The organism is Lysinibacillus sp. NPDC097162 (assembly GCF_044762185.1).
In the GTDB taxonomy this organism is placed as follows: domain Bacteria; phylum Bacillota; class Bacilli; order Bacillales_A; family Planococcaceae; genus Lysinibacillus.
This window is the reverse complement of record NZ_JBIWDT010000007.1, coordinates 53,199-78,527: the sequence shown is the minus strand read 5'-3', so window position 1 is coordinate 78,527 and position 25,329 is coordinate 53,199. Positions and strand designations below refer to the sequence as shown.

Below are 25,329 nucleotides of genomic sequence, written 5' to 3'. Positions count from 1 at the left end.
TGTATTCTTCAAATTTTTTATTGCAAAAGTAAGAATAGCTAAGGCTTCATCCATTTTGCATAGCGGGAAAATGCCAACAATCCAACCCTTTTTGCAATGATGTTGGTGTCCGCTACGGCGGTGCTTTCCGCGGGCACACACGTAAGCCACAACCCTCGCTAACGCGCGGTCTGTTGCGTCTTACGCTGCGTGCGTTCCCGCAGGAGTCACCACCTTCGCTACCATCAACTGGTGCATTCTTCAAATTTTTTATTGCAAAAGTAAGAATAGCTAAGGCTTCATCCATTTTGCATAGCGGGAAAATGCCAACAATCCAACCCTTTTTGCAATGCCGTTGATGTCCGCTACGGCGGTGCTTTCCGCGGGCACACCGTAAGCCGCACCCTCGCTAACGCGCGGCTTGTTGCTTCTTACGCTGCATGCGTTCCCGCAGGAGTCACCGCCTTCGCTACCATCAACTATTATTATCTGCTAAATTTTATCTATTGCAAAAGAAAGGGAGCTAAGTTTCTCTTCATAATAAATAGCAAATTTACATAAACCTTTGCCTTGCTTTTAAAACTTTAGGGTAATGTCCCTGCATCTTTTTTGTCTCTTGTGTAGTCTATTAGCTAGAAGATAATTTAATTTTCTGTCGAATGGGGCTGTTTTTAGTTATAATAATCTTACTAGTAACATTTTTAAGGGGTTGGTTGTCATGAAAGAAGCATTGGATCGTTTGAGGCCTAGATTAATGGAGATTTTCACGTATTTACATGCGAATCCAGAAATAAGCTGGCAAGAGGTAGAAACAACAAATTATATTTTTGATTTGCTGACACGTGAAGGATTTTCACCGCAACGCTTTAAAAATAGCACAGGGCTGTATGTTGATATTGGTGATGGAAACCCAAAAGTAGGTTTACGTACGGATATAGATGCATTATGGCAAGAAGTAGATGGTGAGTTTAAAGCAAATCATTCTTGTGGACATGACGGACATATGACTATGGCAATCGGTGCTCTTTTACTTTTGAAAGAGCAGTCTCAATCATACAAAGGCACAATTCGTGTTATTTTCCAACCGGCTGAAGAAAAAGGAACAGGTGCATTAGCCGTTCTAAAAGAGGGCATTATTGATGATTTAGATTATTTATTTGGAGTCCATTTAAGACCAGTACACGAGCTTGAGGACGGCACATATTGTGCAGCTTTGTATCATGGAGCATCTCGTTTACTCGAAGGTGAAATCATCGGTGAGGATGCACATGCGGCAAGACCACATCTTGGTGTAAATGCAATAGAAGTAGGTGCAACAATTATAGAAGATTTGCGAACCATACATACAGATCCTATGGTACCTGTATCCGTTAAGATGACAAAATTTCAAGCTGGAGGTGGGTCAGGTAATATTATTCCAGGAAGAGCAGCCTTCACGATTGATATAAGAGCACAACGTAATGATGTAATGGATACACTCGCTCAAGGTGTTAAACGTGTAATCGATTCTTCAAAAATTTTGCATAAAGTGCAAATTGAGTTGCGTACAGTTGCTAATATTGTGGCAGCGGAGGTAGACACAACTGCTCAATATGTTATGGAGCAAGCCATTGTAAAGGCAGCGGGGTTATCTAATTTACGAAAGCCTGTGCATACACCAGGAGGAGAAGATTTTCACCATTATGCAGTTCAACGTCCGCATTTAAAAACGACGATGCTTGGACTAGGCTGTGGATTAACACCAGGACTACACCATCCGAAAATGAAATTTAAGCAGGCAAGACTTGTAACTGGAGTTGAAATTCTTGCAAACGCTGTATTAGGAGCATTAGAACTCGAAACATAAAGGAGGCATCAGAAAATGTTAGAAAACGTTTCTATTAAAAAAATGATGACACCTGAGGAAATTGCTGAGGTGCAATTCTTAAATGTTGAAATTTGGGGGAGTCAGGCAATCCCCTCACATCAAATGCTAGCGGCTGTTCAAAATGGCGGATTATTGCTTGGTGCGTATTTTGAAGGTCGACTAATTGGTTTTAATTACTGCTTTGTAGGTTACCGCGAAGGAAAAATGTATCTACACTCACACATGATTGGCGTCGAAAAAACATATCGTGAACAAGGTGTAGGAGAGTTATTGAAGCATGCCCAGCAAGAATATGCGCGGGAGAATGGGTTTCAGCTTGTCCGTTGGCTAATTGATCCATTAGAAGCGCGTTTAGCAAATTTATCGTTTTTAAAGCTAGATGCATATAGCAATCAGTATGAAATAGATTATTACGGTCCGTTGCAAGATGATTTTAATGATGGACTGCCCTCTGACCGCATTGCAGTAGAGTGGTGGGTTGAGCGCAAACATGCAGACGATAGTTTGGATGAGCTAGAAGAAGCGGCAGAACAAGTAGTGTCGTGGTCATTGACGGTTGATGGATTACCAGTGCTCGATAAAGATAGTGAATTTCAAAGTAACCAAAGATTTTATAAGGATGCTTATTTACTTCCAATTCCACAGTATTTACAAAAGATGAAAGTGGAAAGTCCGAAATTGGCAGAGGACTGGCGTTATAAAATTCGTACAATATTAACGACCTTTTTTGATCAAGAATATGCAATTGTTCGGGTGAAAAAGGAAAAAGAATATATTCATTTTTACCTGTTAGTCAGACGCTCTTTATTGGCTTTATAATAGAGCTAAGGAGTGAATTTTGTGAGAATAGAAGAAATTACAATAAGACATTTAAAAATGCCTATGAAGGCTCCATTCACAACAAGTTTTGGTACTGTTAGTGAAAAAGAGCTATTGCTTTTAGAGGCGAAGGATGCGACAGGAACGATTGGTTGGGGAGAGACAGTTGCTTTTGTAGCACCATGGTACACAGAGGAGACATTAAAGACGACATGGCATATGTTAGAGGACTTTTTAATGCCTGCCTTGCTACATAAAGAGCTGGCACATCCAGATGAGGTTAGTGCCTTGTTTGCTCCTATACGGCGTAATTGTATGGCCAAAGCATCTATTGAAGGGGCTGTGTGGGATATTTATGCACAGCAAACGAAACAGTCCCTTGCCCATGCGTTAGGTGGAAGCAAAGATTATATTGATGTAGGAATCAGTTTAGGAATTCAAACTAGCACTGAAAAACTTTTAGATGTGATTAAGGTCTATGTAGAAAAGGGTTATAAGCGAGTAAAGGTAAAAATAAAACCTGGGTACGATGTCGAAGTAATTCGAGCTATCCGTGCTACATTTCCTGATTTGCCATTAATGGCAGATGCAAACTCAGCGTATACATTAAAAGATATAAAAGTGCTACAGCAGTTGGATGCATTTAACCTTCTCATGATTGAGCAACCACTTGCAGCTGACGACATTATAGATCATGCTAAGCTTCAAAAGCAGTTGAAAACACCAATATGTTTAGATGAAAGTATTACATCACTTGAAGATGCCCGTAAAGCGATTGAGCTAGGTAGCTGTGGTGTCATTAATATAAAAATTGGGCGTGTAGGTGGTTTAACAGAGGCTAAGAAAATTCATGACTATTGTCAAGAGCATGATATTCCTGTTTGGTGTGGTGGCATGTTGGAAGCGGGAATCGGACGAGCGCATAATATCGCATTAACAGCACTCTCCAATTTTATATTACCTGGTGATACAGCAGGGTCAAGCCATTATTGGTATGAGGATATTATTATGCCTGAGGTCGTAGTAGAAGATGGTGTTATTCGTGTGCCTCAGAGCGTCGGCATAGGCTATAAGCCAAATATGGCTGTCATTGATAAATTAACAATTAGCAAGAAAGTCTATACAGAGTAGCTTTAACAGATGGAGGGTGTTTTTTCCTCCTTCTGTTTGTCAGTACGGGATAAATAGTCGAGGAGAGAAGTGATTGAAAAAGAGCTTGCAAATCGGCGGGGCTTATGTAGGAATTATCGTCGGTGCAGGATTTGCATCAGGGCAAGAGATCATTCAGTATTTCACGAGTTATGGCAATAAGGGGGTATTAGGCGCACTTTTAGCGACACTCTGGTTTGCCTTTGTAGGAATGTGTACAGCACAAATTAGTTCAAGGCTGCGGACAACGTCTCATAAGGATTTGATTTATCAAATTTCAGGTAAAACTATAGGCTTTATAATGGACTTTGTTCTATCACTTTTTTTGTTTGGTGTGTCAGTTATTATGTTTGCAGGAGCAGGTGCTACCTTCGAGCAAATGTTTGGACTACCAGTATGGCTAGGAAGTATTTGTATGATTGTCCTCACCATGATGACGGTTATGATGAATGTAAAAAGTATTATTAATATTATTGCCATTGCGACGCCTTATTTGTTAGCTGTTGTAACGATTATTGCGGTCTATTCAATAGCTACGATGGATCTATCATTTGCAGAACAAGCAGTTATAGCTGAACAACAATTACAAACATCTTCCAAAAGCTGGTGGGTAACGGCTTTGCTATATATGTCTTTTAATATTGGCGTATGCTTCTCTCTTCTCACGGTGATGTGTGGCGCTATTCGTAATGAACGAATTGCAGGCATGGGTGGAATTATCGGGGGACTATTATTAGGCGCACTCATTTTACTTATTCATTTTTCACTTCTTGCTAAAATGAACGTTATTGCTGGAATGGATATTCCAATGCTCGCATTAGCAAATGAAATTCATCCAATAGTAGGTTTATTAATGTCATTTTCGTTATTAGGAATGATTTACAATACGGCAGTAGGAATGTTTTATTCTTTTACGGTGCGATTTTTTAAACCAACAAAGCCAAGCTTTAAGGCTGCTGTTATTTTTATGGGCGTTCTAGGCTTTTTTGCTAGCCTAGTGGGCTTTACAACACTCGTATCGAAATTATATTCAGTAATGGGCTATGTAGGCTTTATTTTAGTAGCGTCCATAATTTTTGCATGGCTACGAGGAATAAGAAGAGTAGCTTAATGAGGTGATTGAGAAGGGCAAGTTATGCCATTCTCAATTACCTTTTTATTTTAATAGAAATTCCGAGGAAATAGTGCACAATTGTTGAATGAAAAATATCTTATTTTGTCGGTGTTTTTGTTGAAAAATCATAGTTTTTAAGTATTTCGGAATAAAGCGAGAACAATTCTCAATAGAAGGTTGACTGATAATAAAAAGATGCTTATAATGAGAATCGTGAGTAATGATAATCATTTTCAGCTGATTATTAATTACACTCAATAATGAATCTACCGGGGATTACAATGAAAATAAGATATCTTTTAACAGCAACTGTTGTGTTGTCTTTTGTGTCACTATTCATTGGCGTAGTAAATATTAAGCCAAGTGACTTATTGGACTTCGGATCAGAAGAAACTAGACTATTTTTAATTAGTCGTGTACCAAGACTTGTAGCAATATTGTTAGCAGGTGCAGGTATGAGTATTGCTGGTTTAATTATGCAAAGCTTAAGTAGGAATAAGTTCGTGTCACCAACTACAGCAGGAACTTTAGATGCTACGAAATTAGGTGTGCTAATTTCAATGATGTTTTTTACAAACGTCACGTACTTTCAAAAAATTTCCTTCGCTTTCATATTTGCTTTAGCCGGCACTTTAATGTTTATGCAAATATTAAATCGAATAAAGTTCAAAGATGCGATTTTTATACCGCTTATTGGCTTAATGTTCGGAAATATCCTGTCTTCGATTACAACATTCTTTGCGTATAAGGCTGATATTATCCAAAACATTGCTGCATGGTTACAAGGAGATTTCTCATTGATAATGAAAGGTCGTTATGAGCTTTTATACATAAGTGTACCTGTTCTAATTTTAGCTTACATTTATGCAAACCGTTTCACAGTGGCTGGAATGGGTGAGGATTTTGCAAAAAACCTTGGTCTTTCCTACAAATTCGTTGTGAATTTAGGTTTAGTGTTAGTAGCACTAGTGACAACTACGGTGGTACTAACAGTGGGTGTGATTCCGTTTCTTGGTTTAATTATTCCAAATATTATATCGCTATTCAAAGGGGATAACCTCGCAAAGACATTACCACACACGGCTTTACTCGGTATGTCGTTCCTATTATTATGTGATATTTTAGGGCGCGTGTTAATTTTCCCTTATGAAATTCCGATTAGTATGACGGTCGGCGTCATCGGAAGTGCAATCTTTCTAATTATGTTATTTAGGGGGAGAGCATATGCGTAACCGTACCAAAATGTTGATATTAATCGGACTAGCAGTAGCCGCTATGTTACTGTACGTCTTTTATGAATTAAATGGGAACTACAGTTATGCATTCCCACGTCGCCTCATTAAAGTGGTGGCGATGGCATTAACGGGAATTGCCATTGCGTATTCAACGGTGGTTTTCCAAACAATTACACATAATCGTATTTTAACACCAAGTGTTATGGGGCTTGATGCTTTGTACATGATGGTGCAAACAATTATCTATTACTTCTTTGGCTCGATGTCAATATTTGTTATTAATGCACATTACAATTTTTTACTAGCTGTTTCAGCAATGGTTGTTTTCGCGTTAATATTTTATCGAGTATTGTTCAAAGAAGGAAAACGTCCGATTTACTTTCTGTTGCTTGTCGGTATGATTGTCGGAACATTTTTAGGAAGCGTCACTACGTTCTTCCAAGTATTAATTGATCCTAATGAATTCCTAAGCTTACAAAGTAAAATGTTTGCAAGCTTTAATAATGTGAATTCAGATTTAGTATGGTTAGCAGGTCTTGTTATTGTTGGTACATTTATTTACGGTTGGCGTCATATGAGTCAACTTGATGTAATGTCACTGGGTCGCGATACAGCAATAAACCTAGGGGTACCTTATGATAAGCTTGTACAACGCATGCTCATATTATCTTCGATATTAATCGCCGTATCTACAGCTCTTGTTGGGCCAATTACATTCTTTGGCTTAATCGTAGCGAATTTATCGTATCAGTTTTTCAAGACGTACAAGCATTCTGTATTAATTGCAGGCTCTTGTGTAATGAGTATTGTTGCTTTAGTCGGTGGTCAGTGGATGGTCGAGCGTATTTTCAACTTCGATACAACACTAAGCGTTATTATAAACTTTGTAGGTGGCGTGTACTTCATCTACCTATTATTGAAGGAAAGTAGGTCAGCAGGATGATCCAAGTTAAAGAAATTTCTAAGTTTTTTGGGAAAAAGCCGGTCATTCAAGATGTTAGTGTAGACGTTGCGCCTGGTAAAATTACGTCCTTTATTGGACCGAATGGTGCAGGTAAATCAACTCTGCTTTCAATGGTAAGCCGTTTACTTAATGCAGACACTGGGGAAGTACTACTCGATAAGTCAGATGTGCGTCGCTGGAAATCTGATGACTTTGCAAAGCGCGTATCGATTTTAAAGCAGTCAAACTACATGAATGTACGCCTAACAATACGTGAACTCGTTTCATTTGGTCGTTTTCCTTATTCAAAAGGGAACCTAAAACCAGAGGACGAACAAAAAGTAGATGAGGCAATACAATATATGAATTTAGCTGATATTCAGCATAATTATTTAGATGAATTATCAGGTGGTCAGCGACAACGGGCATTTATTGCAATGGTCATTGCGCAAGATACAGACTACATTCTACTTGATGAGCCACTTAATAATTTAGACATGAAGCATTCCGTGCAAATCATGAAAATATTGCGCAAGTTGGTCGATGAGCTAGGAAAAACGGTTGTCATTGTTTTACATGATATTAACTTTGCTTCCGTATATTCTGATCATATCGTCGCTTTAAAAAATGGACGCGTTGTAAAAGATGGTCCAACGAATGACATTATTAACTCAGATGCGTTAAAGGAAATCTATGATATGGATATCCCTGTACAAGAGCAAAATGGTTGTCGCATTTGTGTGTACTTTAACTCTTAGTAACAATAGATAGTCATTACTATCTAAAAATATAAAAACAATTAAAGGAGATTTCACAATGAAGAATTGGAAATTACTTACTGTATTAATGGCAATGATGCTTTTAGTATTAGCTGCTTGTGGTTCTAAAGAAGAATCAAAAGAAGATGATAAAGGTTCAACGGATAATAAGCCTGCTGAAGAGCAAAATGAAGCTGCTTCTGCTTACCCAATTACAATCCCAGGAAGTACTTCTGGTGAAAATACTTTTGAAGAAGTGACATTAAAAGAACAACCAAAAAATGTTGTCGTATTTGACTATGGTTTCCTTGATACTTTAGATGCTTTAGGCGTTGAAGTTGCAGGTGTTTCTCAAAAATCAGTACCAAGTTATTTAAGCAAATATGCTGACACAACTTACGTAAATGTTGGGTCTTTAAAAGAGCCTGATTTTGAAGCAATCTCTTCTATGAGCCCAGACATCATTTTCATCTCAGGTCGTCAAGCGGCTGCATACGCAGAATTATCTAAAATTGCGCCAACTGTATTCGTTGGTGTAGATAACAATAATTTCATGGAATCGTTTAAAATGAACACTGAATTAGCTGGTAAAATTTTCGGTAAAGAAAAAGAAGCTGCTGATGCATTTGCTGCATATGAAGCAAAAGTAGAAGATCTTAAAGCAAAAACTGCTACATCTGAAGACAAAGCATTAATCGTTTTAGGTAATGAAGGTTCATTATCTGCATATGGTCCTGGTTCACGTTTCGGTGTTATTCATGACGTATTTGGCGTAAAAGCTGCTGATGACAAAATTGAAGCTTCTACACATGGTGCTAACGCTTCATTCGAATATGTACGTGACACAAACCCAGATATTTTATTCGTAGTTGACCGTGACGCTGCTGTTAACCCAGAAGGTGAGTCTGGTACGAAAGCTGCTATTGAAAACGAAATCGTTGGTGCTACTAACGCTGCTAAAAACGGCAAAATTTATTACCTTGATCCAGAATATTGGTACCTATCAGGTGGCGGTTTACAATCAGAAACTGCAAAAGCTGATGATATTTTAAAGGCGTTTAACTAATATGTTTGTACAAATTAAACGTATGGTCGTAACAGAGGGTAACGGGGATAAGGTTGTTGAACGATTTGGAGCTAAAAAAGACGGTCCATCATTACTTGAACAGCAACCGGGTTATATCGATAAACAAGTACTTGTAAAAAAAGTACGCCGTGGTGATGAAGAAGTGCTAATTATGGTTCGTTGGGAATCAGAAGAAGCATGGAAAAATTGGGAGAAGAGTCCTGAGCATATTGCTGGTCATAAAGCAAATGCTGGTAAGCCTAAACCTGACTATATCATCGAAAGCGGACAAGATGTTTACTATGTAAAAGGTTAATAAAATTAGAGGTGTCTCACAAGTAAATTGTGGCACCTCTTTTTTGTTATCTAACATCTTAAAAAATGCACTATAGGTGTGAACAGCTCGGAATTAACTTAGGAAATAGTCAATTTGTTAGAAGTCTAACTATATTTGTTGGGAATCGTTTTAGGGTGTGAAAGGCACGGAAGGCAAGGAGTTTTTAGTTAAATTGCGCCACACCTCGCCACATATAGAAGGGTGAATTTTGAGGTAAACAATAAATTTTATATAAATTTAGTAGCACATAAAGCTGTGCATAACGTTAAATATCTGCTTAATGTTTAAGGGAAGCTTTGCTCCAAATATTAAAGGCTGAGTTAATGTTGAAGGAAATGCCGCTATTATTAATGAATAATCCTGTAATATTGGTTGGGTAGTACTGATAGGCGTCATTTTCCACTGTAACTGTATTAACCATTTTTGAAGAGGTATTATAATCAATATTTTTGAAATCGGTTGGAGAGTCTGTAAAGCTGCGTATTTCAACAACGTTACTGCTGTTTTGACCATTCTGCGTTCCTCTAGCATAAACAATGCAGTACTGTGAAGTTTTATAGAGCATCGGTGTATGGATATTCAAACCAGATGTAAAAGGGCTCACTAAAGACAATAATGGTAAATCCTTTTCTGGTACTTTTACAATGTCATGCTGCGCCATATACGTGTCTAGTTTTTGCTGAAAAGTATCTTCAAATCCAGGAATATCACAAATGAAATTAGAAATAGAAGACTTATGTTTAAACTCTGCTAAAGCTTCTTGATAAGCACGTTGTTCAGCTTGAATGATTAATTGTTCAATAGATTGTTGTTCATTAGAAGGTTTTTTAATCGTAATTTCTTCTGCAGAGACAGAAATTGTACAGGAAAAAGTTTCTGTAAGTATTAACACGTTGTCATTTACTCCATTAGTCATTTCAATCACTCCTTAATGTTGGAGAATATATTATAGAGAACTTATCATACGGTTTAAATTGCAAATCGAGTCACATACAATACTAATGAATTTTACTTATCTTAAGCGTAACATCAGTCAGGACGCCATTTCAATGGTCAGTTAACGCCAAAAACTGGCGGTCGCTTTTGTGACACCGCCATTTTTTTACTATTTCTTAGCAAAAAAATGGCGTGCTTTCTATGAATACCGCCAATTTTTGGCGGTATTTATGTATTTATAATAGTGATTAATAGAAGATGTGAGTGATTCATTTAACATATAAATACTAGAATTAATTCCCATTAATATGTATAATATTTAACAATATATTTAGGGGAGTAGAGGACTATTGGTTGATATAGATGGACGTATTAATGATTCATTAGACAGTCTGATTGAACATGATTTGATGCTTGGTAATGAACTAAAGTCAATGCTTAAAAGTTTTAAAGCAGAAAAGAAAGTAATAGGCTATTCATTTGGTAAACTCTGTTTTTGGCATTATGAAGCATTTGTTGATTGTTTGAATGAAGATATATATAAAGTTGCTGCAGCTATTGAACTTCTAATTTTGTCCTATGATATTATTGATGATTTGCAGGATAAGGATACAGACTATATTTGGAGTAAAACACCTGAACTTTCTTTAAATGCTGCACTTGCCTTGCTCGTAATGTCGTCAAGAGCTATACATGACACTTCTTTTGAACATAAAGATATAGCCATTCGTCTACTTGAACAATATGCTTTACGCAGTATTAGTGGTCAGCAGTTAGATGTACTTAATACTTGTCGAGATGAGCAATCCTACTTACAAATGATTGACCAAAAATCAGGGTCACTCACAGCAATGAGTTGCGTCATTGGTGAGGCACTTGCAAAAGGGAAGGTGACTGCTGAAATAGAGGAGTACGGAAAATACATAGGTATTATCCAACAAATTAAAAATGATATTCTAGATTTAAAAACGTGGGGACCTAAAAATGATCTTTTAAACAGAAAGTATTCATTGCCTATTATTTATCTAATGGCACAAAAAAATAGTGTATCAAAAACTGTGATAAACTATTATAATAAAGATATAGTTACATTTTTGGATAATAATGTTACAGAACTTGAGTTGACAAATAGTGGTGCAATACGTTATGCGGTTGCAATTAAAAATCTCTATAAGATAAAAGCATTGAATAATCTTGAAAAAGTTGCTATAAACAAGTTAGGTAAAGAATACCTAATAAAACTAATGAAATGAGGAGAGATTTTATGATTAATGTAATTCAGTATCTAGAAGAAAACCCAGCACTAGTACCACTGTTAAAAGAACAAAAAGTTGCATTAATTGGTATTTCAGCAATTGAACAACAGGCAATACTTGACTCATTCGAAGATGTACTATGCTTAAGAGACCCTATTTGGAATTAAATTTATATAATCAAAAATGGTTTATGCTTGCTATAAGTGTTTACATAATGCTAGGTGTCTACCTGCTATATGTTCCTTATAGCAAGCCTTATTTGGGTATAAATTTGGTAGAGGAAAAGGGAGACTGGGTTATAGAACATACACATGACCAACTAGTGGATGGTCAGAAAATATCTGCGGGGGATATTGTATTAAAAGTAGATAATATTGAAATAGAAGATATTTCTTATATTAAGTATGATTTGACAATAAGGGCTGCAAATTCACTAACAATATTAAAGCCTAATGGAAACATAATTGATATTAAACCAAGTGGTTTAGATTTTTCAGAACGGTTTTATTATATATTGTTAATCCCTGCATGTTACTATTTTCTTACACTATTTGTTGTATGTTATTTGCATTATAAACAAAAACACACTTCGCTTTTAAGATTGCTCATCTTATTTATGCTAACTGTTTCCTTAGCATATGTGAGTATTGGAGCATCTGGTAGTCTCGATATCATAGGAATTATGGTCAATCGAGGTAGTATGTTGCTATGTTTAGTATTACTGTTACATTTTTTAAGAAACTATTATTTATTTTTAAAAGCTAATTGGTTACTTTTTAACAATATTAAATTATTTTATTTATTGCCTATAATGGCAATGTTACTTAGCTATGTTGGCATTATTAATAATAATTTGCATAACTTTCTTTCTTATATTGTTTTAGCTACTTTTTTAATTTTACTTATTTTAATACTCATTATTTTATTGCTAAGTTATTTTAAATATAAATCACCTCAGTTAAAAATTTTATTGAATAGTGTAATGATTCCATTTCTTCCATTCTTATTTCTCTATGCAATTCCAAATATTTTATTTCATCATCCTGTGCTTTCCGCCGAAATCAGTGCTTTGTTTTTATTATTGATTCCTTTTAGTTTTATTTTTACACAACTAACGGAACGATTATTTGACATTGAGTATCATATTACAAGGCTTCGTTACTATGTCATATTTTCTGTAATTTTTACTGCATGGTTTACATTGGGTTTGTATTGGATCGCGGGCAAATTTTTAACTATGACTATTATGTCAGGTGTTTCATTATTTACATTTTTATCGTTAATTGTTCTTTTCTACATAAAAGAAAAGGTAGATTATCGCAAGCGAAAAATTTTGTTTTCTACTAAAGGGGATTATATACATCAGTTATATACTGCTGTAGATAGAATTGGTAAGACGATTAAATTAGACGAGCTTCTAGAAAAGTTTGCTCAGGAAGTTTCGCTGCACCTAGAGCTTGAGCATGTATTTGTATTAACCTATGACTATGACACAAATCAGTTTACTTCAATGGTTGAGGGAAAGTTTCCGATAAATCCTATGCTAATGGAAGATTTGAAATTAGGAGAAATACGGAAAATTGACAAAGTCTATCTAGCTTTCCTCCATCAAGATGCTCATTACAAAAGAGCCTTAGTATTGGGGCATAACAATTCAATTCATTTAAAAGATGAAGAGCTTTTATGGCTCGAATTGCTCCTGTTATATGTAAATAACTTTATTGAAAATACAAAAATGGTGGAAGAACTGTTAGAGGAACTAAAGCATATGAAGCAAGCAGATGAAGGTCAATTACCTTGGCTAAATAAGCTGTTATGGCTAAGGTTTGAAGAGGAGAAATATCAATTAGCTCAAGAGTTGCATGATACTAATTTACAAGAGCAACTCCATATTGCTCGTGAAGTAGATGTTTTAATAAATGCAAAAGATACTATAGAAATCCAACAAAAACTTGTCAAGATTCATAAACAAATGGTTGCATCTTTACATGATTTAAGAGCATATTGTGAGAATCTAAAGCCCCCATTGTTAGATACATTAGGGCTAAATCCCGCATTAGAAAAGCTCATTCGAAAAGTAACGGAAAGGGCTAACTTTTTGTTAATTTATACAATAGACCGCCTTTATTTAGAGGATGAACGAATGAATTTAATGATTTATCGTCTATTTCAAGAATTACTCAATAATGCTTTGAAACATTCCTATGCGACAACAGTTGAAATTCACCTCAAGGAAATGGACAATGGATTTGAAATCGTCTATAAGGATGATGGAGTAGGTTGTAATGTTAATGATATTATTGTTGCTGAATCGATGGGAATCCGTGGTATGCAAGAGCGTGTAAAAGCTTTTGATGGAAACTTTTACATAGATACTCAAGTTAATGAAGGAATGTCTATTAGAATTACAGTAAAAGAAGGAAGTGACACACTTGATAACGATGCTCATAGTGGATGATCATCCTATTGTGTTAGAAGGAACGAAAAATTTATTTAAAGAGAATGAAGACATTTTAGTTGATACAGAGAGTGATGCAACTTCTGTAATCCCAAAAATTAAAGACAAGCCATATGATATTTATTTAATTGATATTAATATGCCTTTAGAAAATGGCATTCATTTAGCGAGAAATATTAAAGCGATACAAATAGATGCTTCGATAATCCTTTATACGGGGGATGACATTACAGATTATTACCCACTAATTTTAGAAAAGAAAATAGAGGGGATTTTAGCCAAAACGGCTTCCAAAGAGCAAATCTTACGGACGGTTCGTGCCATTGCAAATGGAGAAATTGTTTTGCCCATAAATTTCTTAGACTTTCTAGATAATCGATTTAAATTACAAGATGCTAAGCTCGATATACATTTAAATGAAAAAGAAAAGAAAATTTTAAGATTGATTGCTGAAGGGCATACAAATAAAGCGATAGCTATAGAATTAAACATTCCTCAACGAACAACTGAGAGATATTTAACACAACTGTTTTCCCTGCTAAATGTAGATTCGCGAACAGAAGCAGTAAATCTTGCTGAACGAATGAATTTACTATAGCTTAGCTATATGTTATTATAAAAGTTAATTGTTATATTTTTCTATAAAAGGATAGTATTTAGGTAATGTAAAGACACTATAATATTAATCAGGATAATATCCTTTTTTAATAAAACTAAATACCTATGGATTCGGATGAACACCGCCACTTTTTGGCGGTGTTTTTTTCGTGACCGCCAAATCACGCCAAAAAAATTAGCGAAGCCCGCCAAAAAACTGGCGTAAACCCAACATTGAAATGGTGGTATAAGTACTGGTACGCTTAGATTAATCGAGTTAAGTAATTTTTTCCATAGTGAGTAATAGTTTAAGAGAATATATCGTTGAAATAAGCAGTTTAACTATTTATTTATATAGTAGAAAATGTAGTAGATTTTTTAAGGATGTTACTAGCTAGACAGCATACTCACGAAAAAACTTTAATAAAGGTAGGCGTATAATTTGAAAGTAGAACTTGAAAATTTAATCTCTATAGATGAATCTAACCAAGATCAAGTCATTAAAGTTTATAATCGCTACGGTATTTATGTAGGTGCGCCTGAAATCAGAAAAAGAAATTTGAAGGCATCTTTTAATCCTATTTTTACTTTAAATGAAGATGTGACGTATGAGCAGGTGGCAGCATTATATAAATCGTTGGAACATGAGTTGGGCATTGTATCTATTGGGGAACGTTTCTATTTTGACTTTTCAGACAGTGAATATGAACAAACGCCATTATTTACGTTAAACTCTACAGGCAACTCGCCAGAAATGTTTTTAGATGATCGAGGTACTTTATTTTCAATAAGTACATATTGTAAGCATTGTGGGCTTATGGAAAAAGAGCAACTTTCACCATTAGTTATTGATACTTCGCAAATGAAAGATCGTCATTTAGTTCATGTGAGTGGGTATTGGGTGGCCTCTGAAGAATTAGCAGCATTAATGAAACAAGCAAATATTGAAGGCTTTGAACTTCTAGAAGTAATTCATAGTGGATCAGAAGTAGGGAAGCAGCTTGCATATCAAATAATACCTACACAAATGCTACCGGTTAGTAATGCTGAAAGAGTAAAGCTGTATTTTGCAACTGAGCAGCCACCTTGCAAATGTGGGTTAAGTGGTGTAATTCTAGGTCCTGATATTTACAATGCTAACGATATTATGAATGTAAATGGAGATGTATTCTATTCAGCAGAGTGGAGTCATGATGGCAGCTATCTTTACAGAAAAACAATATTCAGTAGAAAGTTCAGAGATTTAATTATTAATAATCATATTTCTCGAGAAGTTAGAGGGGAAAAGGATCGAAACTTCGGACCGAAAGATTGGTTATTCGACCCTGTATTATTGAAATAGTTTGAACTATAGAATAATAAAAGGTGAGGGAGTGTTGATGTTGTTTAGAAAAATACTACCTATTGTTGCTATTTTATTTATTGTAGCATTAGCGCTTTCAAATTACTTTAATAAGCCGAATGAAGAATCCATTATACTAGCTAATATAATTAAGTACATTTTTATGCTATAAAATCAGATATCGTATCTTTTCCTCAAGTTCACCTAATTATGGTATGATGTGAAAAAACATTGCGTGAATGTGCTTTGAGGTGAAATTTTGATAAAAAAATGGTCGTATCCATTAGCGATTGTAACACTTATTGTATTTTTTGCGTTGCGCTTAACATACAAGAGTGACATGATTTTAAACTTCGATAAAAAAGTGGCAGAAATACTATTTGGCAATCGGTATATAGAGATTTTTCATTATATTGGTGAGCCTAAATTTGTAGTCGGGGTCGCTATTATATTAATTTTATATTTAGCATGGAGAGCGAAAAATTACCGTGGCATGTTATTTGTAGTGTTAACTTTTGCCGTAGGGAATGTGTTAAATCAAATGTTGAAAAAATGGGTGCAACGTCCGCGCCCTGAAATAGACGATCAATTAACATCATTCAGTTTTCCATCTGGACATGCTATGTCAGGCATACTGTATTTATTTACTGTTGCCTACTTACTATCAGAAAATAACACTAAGGCACGTCAAATACAGCTTTGGATAGGTGCAATTGTGCTTACAATTCTTATTGGCCTATCACGAGTAGCAGGAGCGCGTCATTTTGCCTCCGATGTGCTAGCTGGATGGAGTATAGGTTACACATGGTTCATCATTTGCGTTCTTTGGTATGAACGACGTAAACGACTGTTTAAACCCAAAAATTAAGTGCCAGTCACCCAAACAATTCTGAATTTTTTACGCTTTCGATAGCCTAAATTAAACATTTGTCAGCAGTACCGTATCCAAGGTACTGCTTTTTTATGATTTTTTTATGTGACATCAATTAAATATTTACCTTACAAAAAAGAATTGCTTATAGGAAACTTTTAAGCTAAGATGAGTACAATAAAAAAAAGAGAAAAGGAAGAAGGAATTGGAAGGACAAATTTTATTTGCTTTAGGGTTAACCCTCTTTGCTGGACTTGCAACAGGAGTAGGGAGTTTAATTGCATTTTTTACCTCAAGAACTAATACTAAATTTTTATCAATAGCTCTTGGTTTTTCGGCGGGGGTTATGATTTATGTGTCACTTGTAGAAATTTTTGTGAAAGCAAAGGATGCATTAACCAATGCCTTAGGTACTACTAATGGTTATTGGATGACGATAGCGGGTTTCTTTGGCGGAATGTTATTTATAGCGTTGATTGATAAGTTTATTCCGAAATCGACTAATCCTCATGAAGTAAAGCTTGTGGAAGATGTTAATGCTATCAAACCACAGGTAGATGAAAGCCACTTAATGAAAATGGGCGTGTTCACTGCACTTGCAATAGGTATTCACAATTTTCCTGAAGGCATAGCAACATTTATGTCTGCAATGAATGACCCGAATGTCGGCATTGCGATTGCAATTGCTGTAGCCATTCATAATATCCCTGAAGGAATTGCTGTCTCCGTTCCTATTTATTTTGCAACAGGAAATCGTAGAAAAGCATTTAAACTTTCCTTCTTATCGGGGTTAGCAGAGCCTGTTGGTGCGCTAGTAGCTTATTTACTCTTAATGCCATTTTTATCGGATGTCATGTTCGGTATTGTATTTGCAGGTGTTGCAGGAATAATGGTATTTATATCATTAGATGAGCTACTACCAGCCGCACAGAGATACGATGAAACACATTTATCAATGTATGGTTTAGTTGCAGGAATGGCAGTGATGGCTATTAGTTTAGTATTATTAGCGTAATTGCTTAACTTGCTATTAAAAAAGGAATCTAGTCTTATCGGCTAGATTCCTTTTATTATGCTTCTATCAATTCTTTAACTGTCTCTAAGCAGTCATAAAAAGTGTTAAAAGGCTTATAAGGGATATGTAAATCTTTACAGCGATCAATTAATTGCTCCCTAGCTAATACTAAATCTGCTTGTTTAGCAGCTTCAAAATCGGAAATAGAGTCACCGATAACAATTTTAAACTGATCGTGCTGTGCCATTTCTCGCATGACGGTTGGCTTGCAACAACCACAACTTTGTGTTGGGAATTTTGCACAATGCTCATCGCAGCTATGAGGGTAGACAACGGTAATTTGCTCTCCAGAAAAGTCAGCACTATTGCAATAAATTCCTGAAAAGGGGCCGAATCTTTCAAGCAATGGTTGAATGAAAAAATCTACACCGCCACTAACAATGTAAAATGGAATGTTGTGGTCCTGCGCATAGCGGACAAATTCGCTAAAGCCCTCACGGATAACAGCGGTCTCCATCAAATATTGAATAATATCATCTTTTTGGTTAGTCGATAAAAGATCAAACATAGCAGTAATACCTTCTTTAAAGCTAATTGTTTGAGCCATCATTGCCTTTGCAATTTTCTCAGATTGCTCAGGAACGAAATGCGTCATTAGGGAGACAATATTATCCGTTTCTGTAATAGTGCCATCAAAATCGCAGAAAATAATTGGTTTCAATGTACTTCCTCCTTCAAGAAAAAACGCCTACTTTGAAGTAGACGTTCTACATTTATTTTACTTGTACACCATGCTCATCGGCCTTCGTTAAGATGATTTGATGTTCTGGGAACTTTGCTTGCATTGTAGTAACAAAGTCATCAGCAATAGTAGTTGGAATAATGGAAATGAGTGTCGGACCCGCTCCACTTAAAGCTGTACCGTATGCACCATGTGCTTTTGCAGCTTCACGGATTTCTGCATATTGAGGTATCAATGTTGAACGGAAAGGTTCATGGAACAAATCCGCTTCCATGTAGTGTCCTGCACGTTTAAAATCTCGTGACATTAAAGATGCAGCTAGCATATTTGCGTTTGCAGAGGCATGTACTGCATATGCTCGCTCCAATTGTTTTGGTAAAACGGAGCGAGACTCACTCGTTTTTAGCTCAACATCTGGTACGTACACAACAAAAGAAGCATTAATATTATTTACATGGAATGTATCTACTATTCCGTTTTCATCCATTGAGGAAATCGTCAAGCCACCAAGTACCGAGGCAGTCGCATTATCAGGATGCCCTTCAATTTGAGAAGATAAATTTAGTTTATCCTGTATAGTTAACTTTAAATCGCATAATTGGTTAGCTAGCTCAATACCCGCTACAATGACAGCAGCGCTACTTCCTAAACCACGGGCTAATGGTAGTTCACTTGCCATTTCAACACGGCAAGCAGGTAATGGTTTATTATACTGATCAGCAATTTTTTTGGCAATAATATATAGTAAATGTTGTTCTAGCTCAAATTCACTAGGACCGTTGTCATCGAGATGTATGATCTCCCAATTATCCTGTAGGGAAACATCTAATTTCAAATAAAGAGACAAGCCGAGTCCGATAGAATCAAAGCCAGGGCCTAAATTGGCTGTGCTCCCAGGAACGGTGATTTGCCACTTTTTACTCATAGTACACCCTCGATATATTTACGAATTTCTTCTTCATCATTTTTAAGAGATACGACGTCTACTGTTGAAACGTTCATTGCAGTATCCGGATCTTTTAAGCCGTTACCAGTAAATACTGTCACGACTTTTGAGCCTTTAGCAATTTTACCGTTTCCAACAGATTTAATAACACCTGCTAATGATGCAGCTGAACCGGGCTCAACAAAAATCCCTTCAGTTCCTGCGATTAGCTTGTAAGCTGCTATAATTTCTTCGTCTGTTACAGAATCAATAATACCGCCAGACTCATCACGAGCTGCTTCAGCAAATTGCCAGCTAGCAGGGTTTCCAATACGGATAGCTGTGGCAACTGTTTCTGGGTTAGGGATTGCTTCACCTTTTACAATTGCTGCAGCGCCTTCTGCTTCAAAGCCGTACATTTTTGGTAAACCTGAAGCTTTCACATCGTTATATTCTTTAAAGCCTTTCCAGTAAGCAGTGATGTTACCTGCGTTCCCAACTGGAATGCATAAATAGTCTGGAGCAGAACCTAAAGCGTCCACAATTTCAAAGGAAGCTGTTTTTTGCCCTTCAATACGGTATGGGTTAACTGAATTGACAAGTGCTACTGGAGTCGTTTCACTTACTTGGCGCACAATATTTAAAGCATCATCAAAATTGCCATCGATTTCAATAATTTTTGCACCGTACATTGTCGCTTGTGCTAGTTTACCAAGGGCTACTTTCCCTTTAGGAATAACTACAATCGACTGAATACCTGCGCGAGTTGCGTAAGCTGCAGCTGCTGCGGAAGTATTTCCTGTTGAGGCACAAATTACACATTTACTACCGTCCTCAATAGCCTTTGCTACCGCAAATACCATACCACGGTCTTTAAAAGAGCCGGTAGGATTTGCGCCTTCTATTTTACCATATAGCTCGATACCAAGCTGTTTTGATATATTAACTAAATGTATAAGAGGCGTATTGCCTTCGTTTAATGTTAGCGCAGGTGTATTTTCTGTTACGGGTAAAAATTGTTTATATTCTTCAATAAGGCCTTTCCACATAACGTAACGATCTCCTTTTGTTCTCATAGAAAGAACAGTTGTTTTTGTATAAGAGACATTTTAACGCAAATGACTATATATTTTCAATAGCAATTATTAAATTGTCTAAACAATTCGGTCATTTGAATTTTACTTGTCACTTTCTCGAAACAACTGTATAGTAAACTCGTAATGTAAAGTCATGTGTAAAGACAGGTGGTTATTATGACAACAATAAAGACAGAACAATCCATTTCACGTAACAAGCTCTTAGGAGTTGCAGGTGTTGGCTGGCTCTTTGATGCGATGGACGTCGGTATTTTATCTTTCGTTATTACAGCGCTAGCGGTAGATTGGGATTTAACAAAAAGTCAAATGGGCTGGATTGGTAGCATCAATTCTATTGGTATGGCAGTAGGGGCACTTGCATTTGGTATTTTTGCCGATAAAGTCGGACGTAAGCAAGTTTTTATGTGGACATTAATTCTATTTTCCGTAGCAAGCGGCATTTCCGCATTTACGACAACATTAGTAGCATTTATGGCATTACGTTTTTTAGTAGGGATGGGGCTCGGTGGAGAACTACCAGTAGCATCTACACTTGTTTCTGAGAGTGTAGAGGCGAAGGAACGTGGAAGAGTAGTCGTATTACTGGAAAGCTTTTGGGCAGCTGGTTGGCTAATTGCAGCACTTATATCTTATTTTGTCATACCTACATGGGGATGGCGTGTAGCTTTATTATTAACAGCAATTCCTGCTGTGTACGCTATTTACCTTCGTTGGCATTTACCAGATTCACCGCAATTCACTGCAAAGGCTGAATCTAAAAAGCGCAGTGTCTTTCTCAATATACGGGAAGTATGGTCGAAAAAATATGCACGTTCAACATTAATGTTATGGGTGCTTTGGTTCACTGTTGTATTCTCGTATTACGGAATGTTCTTATGGTTGCCGAGCGTAATGGTAGGAAAAGGTTTTGATATGATTACTAGCTTTAAGTATGTACTGATTATGACATTAGCACAGCTGCCAGGATACTTCACAGCTGCATGGTTTATCGAAAAGTTCGGACGGAAATTTGTACTTATTTCCTATTTAATTGGAACGGCTGTAAGTGCTTTCATTTTTGGTAATGCAGAAACGATGGCAGTGTTATTAATATCGGGTATGTTTTTATCTTTCTTTAACTTAGGAGCATGGGGTGCACTATACGCTTACACACCTGAACAGTATCCAGCAGTTATTCGCGGTACAGGTGCAGGCATGGCAGCGGCAGTTGGAAGAATTGGCGGTATTTTTGGGCCGTTATTAGTAGGATCCTTGTTAACAGCAGGCTATGATATTGGCTATATTTTTGCGATTTTCTGTGGTGCAATTATTATCGGGGTAATTGGCGTTATATTTTTAGGGACAGAAACAAAACAAATTGAATTAGAATAAAAAAGAAAGTCTTGGATTCTAACTGAATTCAAGACTTTTTAATATGCTCACCATTAAAAAATAAAATAAGAGTTTATTTTTATACACATTTTTCTGAAATATGTTAAAATTTCGAATTGAATATTGTATACAGTTAGATTACCAAGTTAATAAAAATATTTTTAATGTTGTCAATACATAAATTATATGTCAATTTATTACGAACTAACACATTAGTGTATTAATGTGTTAAAGATTTTTCTGAAAAGTCATTGTATTCAAATTGTAATCGTGATACTGTATTTTTAATCGAATTTAGAATCAGTAGGGAATAATCTCCATTCGTGATAATTTCTTTGAAAGAAAGGTTGTTAGGAATGAGTATAAAAGAAGATATAAAGAAAAGGTATGTAAGGCTGTCTAAAGGACAACGTAAAGTCGCGCAATTTGTTATGAGTAATCCAGCGGTTGTGATTGCCAATGGGGCGGCTGAAGTGGGTAGACAAGCGAATGTAAGTGAATCAACCGTTATTCGTTTTTGTTATGCAATGGATTTGTCAGGTTATGTCGAGCTACAGGAGGAATTAAGAAGTTATTTAAACTCTCAAAATGAGGGAACGCCTCTCCAATCTACATATGTGACGAGCAAGCAGAAGACTTCTAGCTTTGGTAAGGTAATGCAACGCGACATGCAAAACATTCAAGATACAATACATCTCATTAACGATACTATGCTTCAAAAAAGCTCCAAATGGATGCATGAAGCAGATACTATTTATATTTTAGGTGCACGTCAAGATGCTTCCGTTGCAAATTGGTTATCGTATACGTTAAAAACTTTACGAACAAATATAAAGCAGCTGCGAACAGATTCAGATGATCTTGTTCAACAAATAAACAGTATGAGCGAACGTACAACGTTAATCGTCTTTTCATGTGATAAACAATCCAATGATGTAAAAACAATTGTTGAAATTGCTAAAATGAAAAAGGTGAAAATCATTGCTATTACAGGTTCGGCTTTGTCTCCAATAAGGGATTATGCAAATGCATTGTTTGCATTAGGTTTGAAAAATCAATCTTCTTTGGACATTGTGCCAGTACTGTTTTCCTTTATGCATGCATTGATTGAGGAAATGATTAGCCAAGATAAAGAGCGATATGAGCAATATCAACAATCGTATGAACAAGTAGAAAATAATTTATTGTTTTTAGACATTGCAAGAGAGAAACAAGTATTTTAATAAAATACAGCGTATAGATTGGAGTACAACTGCTAATCTATACGTTTTTTACGATAGGTGATGTCGAATTAGAAGTAAAAAAAAGATGTCCAAATAAGGCATTAGACATCCTTGGGAAATAATTTATAAAATTTTGCTGAAGCTATATTCAGCCTTAAACGTATCTTTTAGTTTAATAGCATTGGAGCGGGTTCCTTCTTGCTGAAACCCATGTTTTGAAAATAACTGTAACGCAGCATCATTATGCTCCATAACGGATAATTCTAAGCGGGAAATATCTCTTTTGCTAGCCCAGTCTTCCACTGCATTCATAAGTGCTGAACCGATACCTTTTCGTTGGTGTTCTTTTTTTACGGCCATATGAATTGATGCAACGTGTTTAGCTTTAGAATGCTTATAACCATGGATAACGGCATAGCCCGCAAATGTGCCATTTAAAATGCAAAGTAAAATCGTGCGGTTTTTTAATTGCTTCCAATAAGTTAGGTCTTTTCTTAGCTGCTGTACGGTTAGCTCTAACTCATTTTCTACATTATACAAAAAGTCAGTTTGTTGAAGGATTTCTTCTTGTAAAAGAATAAATGCTCTAGCATCTGTTGCTTCAATCGCTCGGATTATGTACGCAGAAGTATTTTCGTTATTTTCAGAAATATTGTCCGAAGGTATTTTCTCTTGTGTGCGAGAGAAAGTGACACTCGTGCCCAATTTGACATCAATGACATAATAACCTGCATTTGTCCAAGATAAAAAGTGCGTAAGAGGGGGTTTTGTTTTTTTCCACCAGCTCTTATTCAAATATGCAGCATTGGGTAAGGCTTGTCCCATAATGTTTTCTATTGCGCTAAAGGATAATGTAATCTCATTTTGCGAAGCTACGTCAAAATAGCTTGCTAAAGGAATATACTTTTTTTCCATCTTCTTTGTCATCATAATCCCCATTCCTGTAATTCCTAAAAAATTTTGACTACATGATAATAGCATAAAATTATCGTTTCTTGTATAAAAATCACAACTATATATCTATCTAAAATAAGGAAATTTATGCTTAACATAGAAAAAGTAAAATAGTGCATGGTAAAAAATAGATAAACTATAAAATGAAGGGGAATGCTTTTATTATAGTATAGCGCAGCGTGAATGAACAAGAAGATAGTTAATGAAAATGCAGGATGATGAAAGTTTTACTTTATATCATGTTCTATCATAAATTATGTTAAAATAAATGAAAATGTAGAAGCCATTTAGGAGGAAAAGTATTAATGAGTAAAGTTTTAGTTTTCGGACATAAAAATCCAGATACAGATACGATTACATCTGCAATTGTATATGCATATTTAAAACAACAAATTGGAGTAGATACTGAAGCAGTACGTCTCGGTGAAGTAAATAACGAAACAAAATATACCCTAGAGAAATTTGGCTTTGAGGCACCTCGTTTAATTACTTCCGTAGTAGGGGAAGCGGAAAAAGTTATTCTTGTAGACCATAATGAATTCCAACAATCGGCTGATGGAATTGAAGAAGTACAAATTACAGAGGTAATTGACCACCACCGTATTGCTAACTTCCAAACAGCAGACCCATTGTATTATCGTGCAGAGCCAGTTGGTTGTACGGCAACTATTTTAAATAAAATTTTTAAAGAAAATGATGTTGAAGTACCATCAAATATTGCTGGTTTAATGTTATCTGCTATTATTTCTGATACATTATTATTCAAATCACCAACTTGTACAGAACAGGATGTTAAAGCTGCACAAGAGCTAGCAACAATCGCAGGAGTTGACGCTGCTGATTATGGGCTAGCAATGTTGAAAGCAGGCGCTGATCTTTCAGATAAATCATTAGAAGATCTTTTATCATTAGATGCTAAAGAGTTCCAGTTCGGTGAATATAAATCAGTAGTTGCTCAAGTAAATGCTGTCGATATTAATGACGTACTTGGTCGACAAGAGGAATTAGAAATTCTTTTAAACAAAAATGTTGCTGAAAATGGCTTAGACTTATTCTTCTTTGTCGTAACAGATATTTTAAACAATGATTCAACAGCTGTTGCAATTGGACAAGTTGCAGAAGCAGCAGCAAAAGCATTTGGTGCTGAGCTTACAAACAGCCGTGTTGTATTACCAGGTGTTGTTTCTCGTAAAAAACAAATCGTACCTGTGTTAACGGAAGCTTTAAAATAATTTAAGGTATAGCCCAACCTAAAATGAGTCTGGGGTAAAACTT

The 25,329-nt window shown here is 36.0% G+C and carries 24 protein-coding genes; 19 read left to right on the top strand and 5 right to left on the bottom strand.

Annotation, left to right across the window (positions count from 1 at the left end):
- Window positions 1–697: 697 nt before the first annotated feature.
- The 9 genes from ACIQXW_RS20955 to ACIQXW_RS20915 all read left to right on the top strand — a co-directional run bounded on the left by ACIQXW_RS20955 (window position 698) and on the right by ACIQXW_RS20915 (window position 9,246).
- Entirely contained in the window at window positions 698–1,825 is a 1,128-nt protein-coding gene (locus tag ACIQXW_RS20955) for a M20 peptidase aminoacylase family protein (RefSeq protein WP_340821978.1), read from the top strand.
- Window positions 1,826–1,840: 15 nt separating this feature from the next.
- Window positions 1,841–2,665: a GNAT family N-acetyltransferase gene (locus ACIQXW_RS20950; RefSeq protein WP_340821979.1), complete on the top strand. Its 825-nt coding sequence runs from the start codon at window positions 1,841–1,843 to the stop codon at window positions 2,663–2,665.
- 21 nt (window positions 2,666–2,686) lie between these two features.
- Window positions 2,687–3,796, top strand: a complete 1,110-nt coding sequence (menC, locus tag ACIQXW_RS20945; RefSeq protein WP_402765212.1) for an o-succinylbenzoate synthase — start codon at window positions 2,687–2,689, stop codon at window positions 3,794–3,796.
- Window positions 3,797–3,869: 73 nt separating this feature from the next.
- Window positions 3,870–4,925 carry a YkvI family membrane protein gene (locus tag ACIQXW_RS20940; RefSeq protein WP_402765210.1) on the top strand — a complete coding sequence of 352 codons (1,056 nt, stop codon included), beginning with the start codon at window positions 3,870–3,872 and terminating at the stop codon, window positions 4,923–4,925.
- A gap of 284 nt (window positions 4,926–5,209) precedes the next feature.
- The gene (locus ACIQXW_RS20935) at window positions 5,210–6,160 is read left to right on the top strand and encodes an ABC transporter permease (RefSeq protein WP_340821984.1); all 951 of its coding nucleotides are present in this window, start codon (window positions 5,210–5,212) and stop codon (window positions 6,158–6,160) included.
- On the top strand, window positions 6,153–7,106 hold the full coding sequence (locus ACIQXW_RS20930; RefSeq protein WP_401021655.1) for an iron chelate uptake ABC transporter family permease subunit: 954 nt from the start codon (window positions 6,153–6,155) through the stop codon (window positions 7,104–7,106). The genes ACIQXW_RS20935 and ACIQXW_RS20930 overlap by 8 nt, the downstream gene beginning before the upstream one ends.
- Complete coding sequence (locus tag ACIQXW_RS20925; RefSeq protein ID WP_401021656.1) at window positions 7,103–7,864, top strand: iron ABC transporter ATP-binding protein; 762 nt, start codon at window positions 7,103–7,105, stop codon at window positions 7,862–7,864. The genes ACIQXW_RS20930 and ACIQXW_RS20925 overlap by 4 nt, the downstream gene beginning before the upstream one ends.
- A 58-nt stretch (window positions 7,865–7,922) precedes the next feature.
- Window positions 7,923–8,930 (top strand): siderophore ABC transporter substrate-binding protein, encoded by a 1,008-nt coding sequence (locus tag ACIQXW_RS20920; protein ID WP_401021658.1) that lies wholly within the window; start codon window positions 7,923–7,925, stop codon window positions 8,928–8,930.
- A 1-nt stretch (window position 8,931) separates the two neighbouring features.
- A complete protein-coding gene (locus tag ACIQXW_RS20915; protein ID WP_340821990.1) occupies window positions 8,932–9,246 on the top strand; it encodes an antibiotic biosynthesis monooxygenase family protein in 315 nt (104 codons plus the stop codon).
- 298 nt (window positions 9,247–9,544) lie between these two features.
- On the opposite strand, the gene ACIQXW_RS20910 is transcribed toward ACIQXW_RS20915, so the two are convergent.
- Entirely contained in the window at window positions 9,545–10,183 is a 639-nt protein-coding gene (locus ACIQXW_RS20910) for a hypothetical protein (protein WP_402765204.1), read from the bottom strand.
- Window positions 10,184–10,553: 370 nt separating this feature from the next.
- On the opposite strand from ACIQXW_RS20910, the gene ACIQXW_RS20905 reads away from it, so the two are divergent.
- The 7 genes from ACIQXW_RS20905 (at window position 10,554) to zupT (ending at window position 17,742) form a co-directional block, all read left to right on the top strand.
- Window positions 10,554–11,456 carry a polyprenyl synthetase family protein gene (locus ACIQXW_RS20905; RefSeq protein ID WP_402765201.1) on the top strand — a complete coding sequence of 301 codons (903 nt, stop codon included), beginning with the start codon at window positions 10,554–10,556 and terminating at the stop codon, window positions 11,454–11,456.
- Window positions 11,457–11,467: 11 nt separating this feature from the next.
- Window positions 11,468–11,626 (top strand): competence pheromone ComX, encoded by a 159-nt coding sequence (comX, locus tag ACIQXW_RS20900; protein ID WP_340821994.1) that lies wholly within the window; start codon window positions 11,468–11,470, stop codon window positions 11,624–11,626.
- 47 nt (window positions 11,627–11,673) lie between these two features.
- Window positions 11,674–13,917 carry a sensor histidine kinase gene (locus ACIQXW_RS20895; protein WP_402765437.1) on the top strand — a complete coding sequence of 748 codons (2,244 nt, stop codon included), beginning with the start codon at window positions 11,674–11,676 and terminating at the stop codon, window positions 13,915–13,917.
- Window positions 13,901–14,515, top strand: a complete 615-nt coding sequence (locus ACIQXW_RS20890; RefSeq protein ID WP_340826407.1) for a response regulator — start codon at window positions 13,901–13,903, stop codon at window positions 14,513–14,515. Before ACIQXW_RS20895 ends, ACIQXW_RS20890 begins: the two co-directional genes overlap by 17 nt.
- A gap of 441 nt (window positions 14,516–14,956) precedes the next feature.
- A complete protein-coding gene (locus tag ACIQXW_RS20885) occupies window positions 14,957–15,856 on the top strand; it encodes a hypothetical protein (protein ID WP_340821995.1) in 900 nt (299 codons plus the stop codon).
- Window positions 15,857–16,118: 262 nt separating this feature from the next.
- Entirely contained in the window at window positions 16,119–16,724 is a 606-nt protein-coding gene (locus tag ACIQXW_RS20880; protein WP_340826410.1) for a phosphatase PAP2 family protein, read from the top strand.
- A 208-nt stretch (window positions 16,725–16,932) separates the two neighbouring features.
- Window positions 16,933–17,742, top strand: a complete 810-nt coding sequence (gene zupT, locus ACIQXW_RS20875) for a zinc transporter ZupT (protein ID WP_340821997.1) — start codon at window positions 16,933–16,935, stop codon at window positions 17,740–17,742.
- A 55-nt stretch (window positions 17,743–17,797) separates the two neighbouring features.
- Here the strand turns inward: zupT and ACIQXW_RS20870 are convergent, their stop codons facing one another.
- From ACIQXW_RS20870 to thrC, 3 genes are read right to left on the bottom strand one after another with little or no spacing between them, the layout of a single operon-like run.
- Complete coding sequence (locus ACIQXW_RS20870; RefSeq protein WP_402765196.1) at window positions 17,798–18,463, bottom strand: 2-hydroxy-3-keto-5-methylthiopentenyl-1-phosphate phosphatase; 666 nt, start codon at window positions 18,461–18,463, stop codon at window positions 17,798–17,800.
- Between the two features lie 52 nt (window positions 18,464–18,515).
- Window positions 18,516–19,409, bottom strand: a complete 894-nt coding sequence (gene thrB, locus ACIQXW_RS20865) for a homoserine kinase (RefSeq protein ID WP_402765193.1) — start codon at window positions 19,407–19,409, stop codon at window positions 18,516–18,518.
- Window positions 19,406–20,458, bottom strand: coding sequence for a threonine synthase (gene thrC, locus ACIQXW_RS20860; RefSeq protein ID WP_402765190.1), 1,053 nt, complete (start codon window positions 20,456–20,458; stop codon window positions 19,406–19,408). Before thrC ends, thrB begins: the two co-directional genes overlap by 4 nt.
- A 204-nt stretch (window positions 20,459–20,662) precedes the next feature.
- Here thrC and ACIQXW_RS20855 point away from each other — a divergent pair, with 204 nt between their 5' ends.
- A complete protein-coding gene (locus ACIQXW_RS20855; protein WP_340822001.1) occupies window positions 20,663–21,877 on the top strand; it encodes an MFS transporter in 1,215 nt (404 codons plus the stop codon).
- Window positions 21,878–22,233: 356 nt separating this feature from the next.
- Window positions 22,234–23,100, top strand: a complete 867-nt coding sequence (locus ACIQXW_RS20850) for a MurR/RpiR family transcriptional regulator (protein WP_401021668.1) — start codon at window positions 22,234–22,236, stop codon at window positions 23,098–23,100.
- A 123-nt stretch (window positions 23,101–23,223) separates the two neighbouring features.
- Here the strand turns inward: ACIQXW_RS20850 and ACIQXW_RS20845 are convergent, their stop codons facing one another.
- Window positions 23,224–24,030: a GNAT family N-acetyltransferase gene (locus ACIQXW_RS20845; RefSeq protein WP_402765186.1), complete on the bottom strand. Its 807-nt coding sequence runs from the start codon at window positions 24,028–24,030 to the stop codon at window positions 23,224–23,226.
- Between the two features lie 329 nt (window positions 24,031–24,359).
- On the opposite strand from ACIQXW_RS20845, the gene ACIQXW_RS20840 reads away from it, so the two are divergent.
- Complete coding sequence (locus tag ACIQXW_RS20840) at window positions 24,360–25,286, top strand: manganese-dependent inorganic pyrophosphatase (RefSeq protein ID WP_402765183.1); 927 nt, start codon at window positions 24,360–24,362, stop codon at window positions 25,284–25,286.
- Window positions 25,287–25,329 lie beyond the last annotated feature (43 nt).

Coding starts and splice junctions, on each gene's coding strand:
- ACIQXW_RS20955 (WP_340821978.1), top strand. CDS start 698: ATGAAAGAAGCATTGGATCGTTTGAGGCCTAGATTAATGGAGATTTTC.
- ACIQXW_RS20950 (WP_340821979.1), top strand. CDS start 1,841: ATGTTAGAAAACGTTTCTATTAAAAAAATGATGACACCTGAGGAAATT.
- ACIQXW_RS20935 (WP_340821984.1), top strand. CDS start 5,210: ATGAAAATAAGATATCTTTTAACAGCAACTGTTGTGTTGTCTTTTGTG.
- ACIQXW_RS20930 (WP_401021655.1), top strand. CDS start 6,153: ATGCGTAACCGTACCAAAATGTTGATATTAATCGGACTAGCAGTAGCC.
- ACIQXW_RS20925 (WP_401021656.1), top strand. CDS start 7,103: ATGATCCAAGTTAAAGAAATTTCTAAGTTTTTTGGGAAAAAGCCGGTC.
- ACIQXW_RS20920 (WP_401021658.1), top strand. CDS start 7,923: ATGAAGAATTGGAAATTACTTACTGTATTAATGGCAATGATGCTTTTA.
- ACIQXW_RS20915 (WP_340821990.1), top strand. CDS start 8,932: ATGTTTGTACAAATTAAACGTATGGTCGTAACAGAGGGTAACGGGGAT.
- ACIQXW_RS20910 (WP_402765204.1), bottom strand. CDS start 10,183: ATGACTAATGGAGTAAATGACAACGTGTTAATACTTACAGAAACTTTT.
- comX (WP_340821994.1), top strand. CDS start 11,468: ATGATTAATGTAATTCAGTATCTAGAAGAAAACCCAGCACTAGTACCA.
- ACIQXW_RS20895 (WP_402765437.1), top strand. CDS start 11,674: ATGCTAGGTGTCTACCTGCTATATGTTCCTTATAGCAAGCCTTATTTG.
- ACIQXW_RS20890 (WP_340826407.1), top strand. CDS start 13,901: ATGCTCATAGTGGATGATCATCCTATTGTGTTAGAAGGAACGAAAAAT.
- thrB (WP_402765193.1), bottom strand. CDS start 19,409: ATGAGTAAAAAGTGGCAAATCACCGTTCCTGGGAGCACAGCCAATTTA.
- thrC (WP_402765190.1), bottom strand. CDS start 20,458: ATGTGGAAAGGCCTTATTGAAGAATATAAACAATTTTTACCCGTAACA.
- ACIQXW_RS20855 (WP_340822001.1), top strand. CDS start 20,663: ATGACAACAATAAAGACAGAACAATCCATTTCACGTAACAAGCTCTTA.
- ACIQXW_RS20850 (WP_401021668.1), top strand. CDS start 22,234: ATGAGTATAAAAGAAGATATAAAGAAAAGGTATGTAAGGCTGTCTAAA.
- ACIQXW_RS20845 (WP_402765186.1), bottom strand. CDS start 24,030: ATGATGACAAAGAAGATGGAAAAAAAGTATATTCCTTTAGCAAGCTAT.
- ACIQXW_RS20840 (WP_402765183.1), top strand. CDS start 24,360: ATGAGTAAAGTTTTAGTTTTCGGACATAAAAATCCAGATACAGATACG.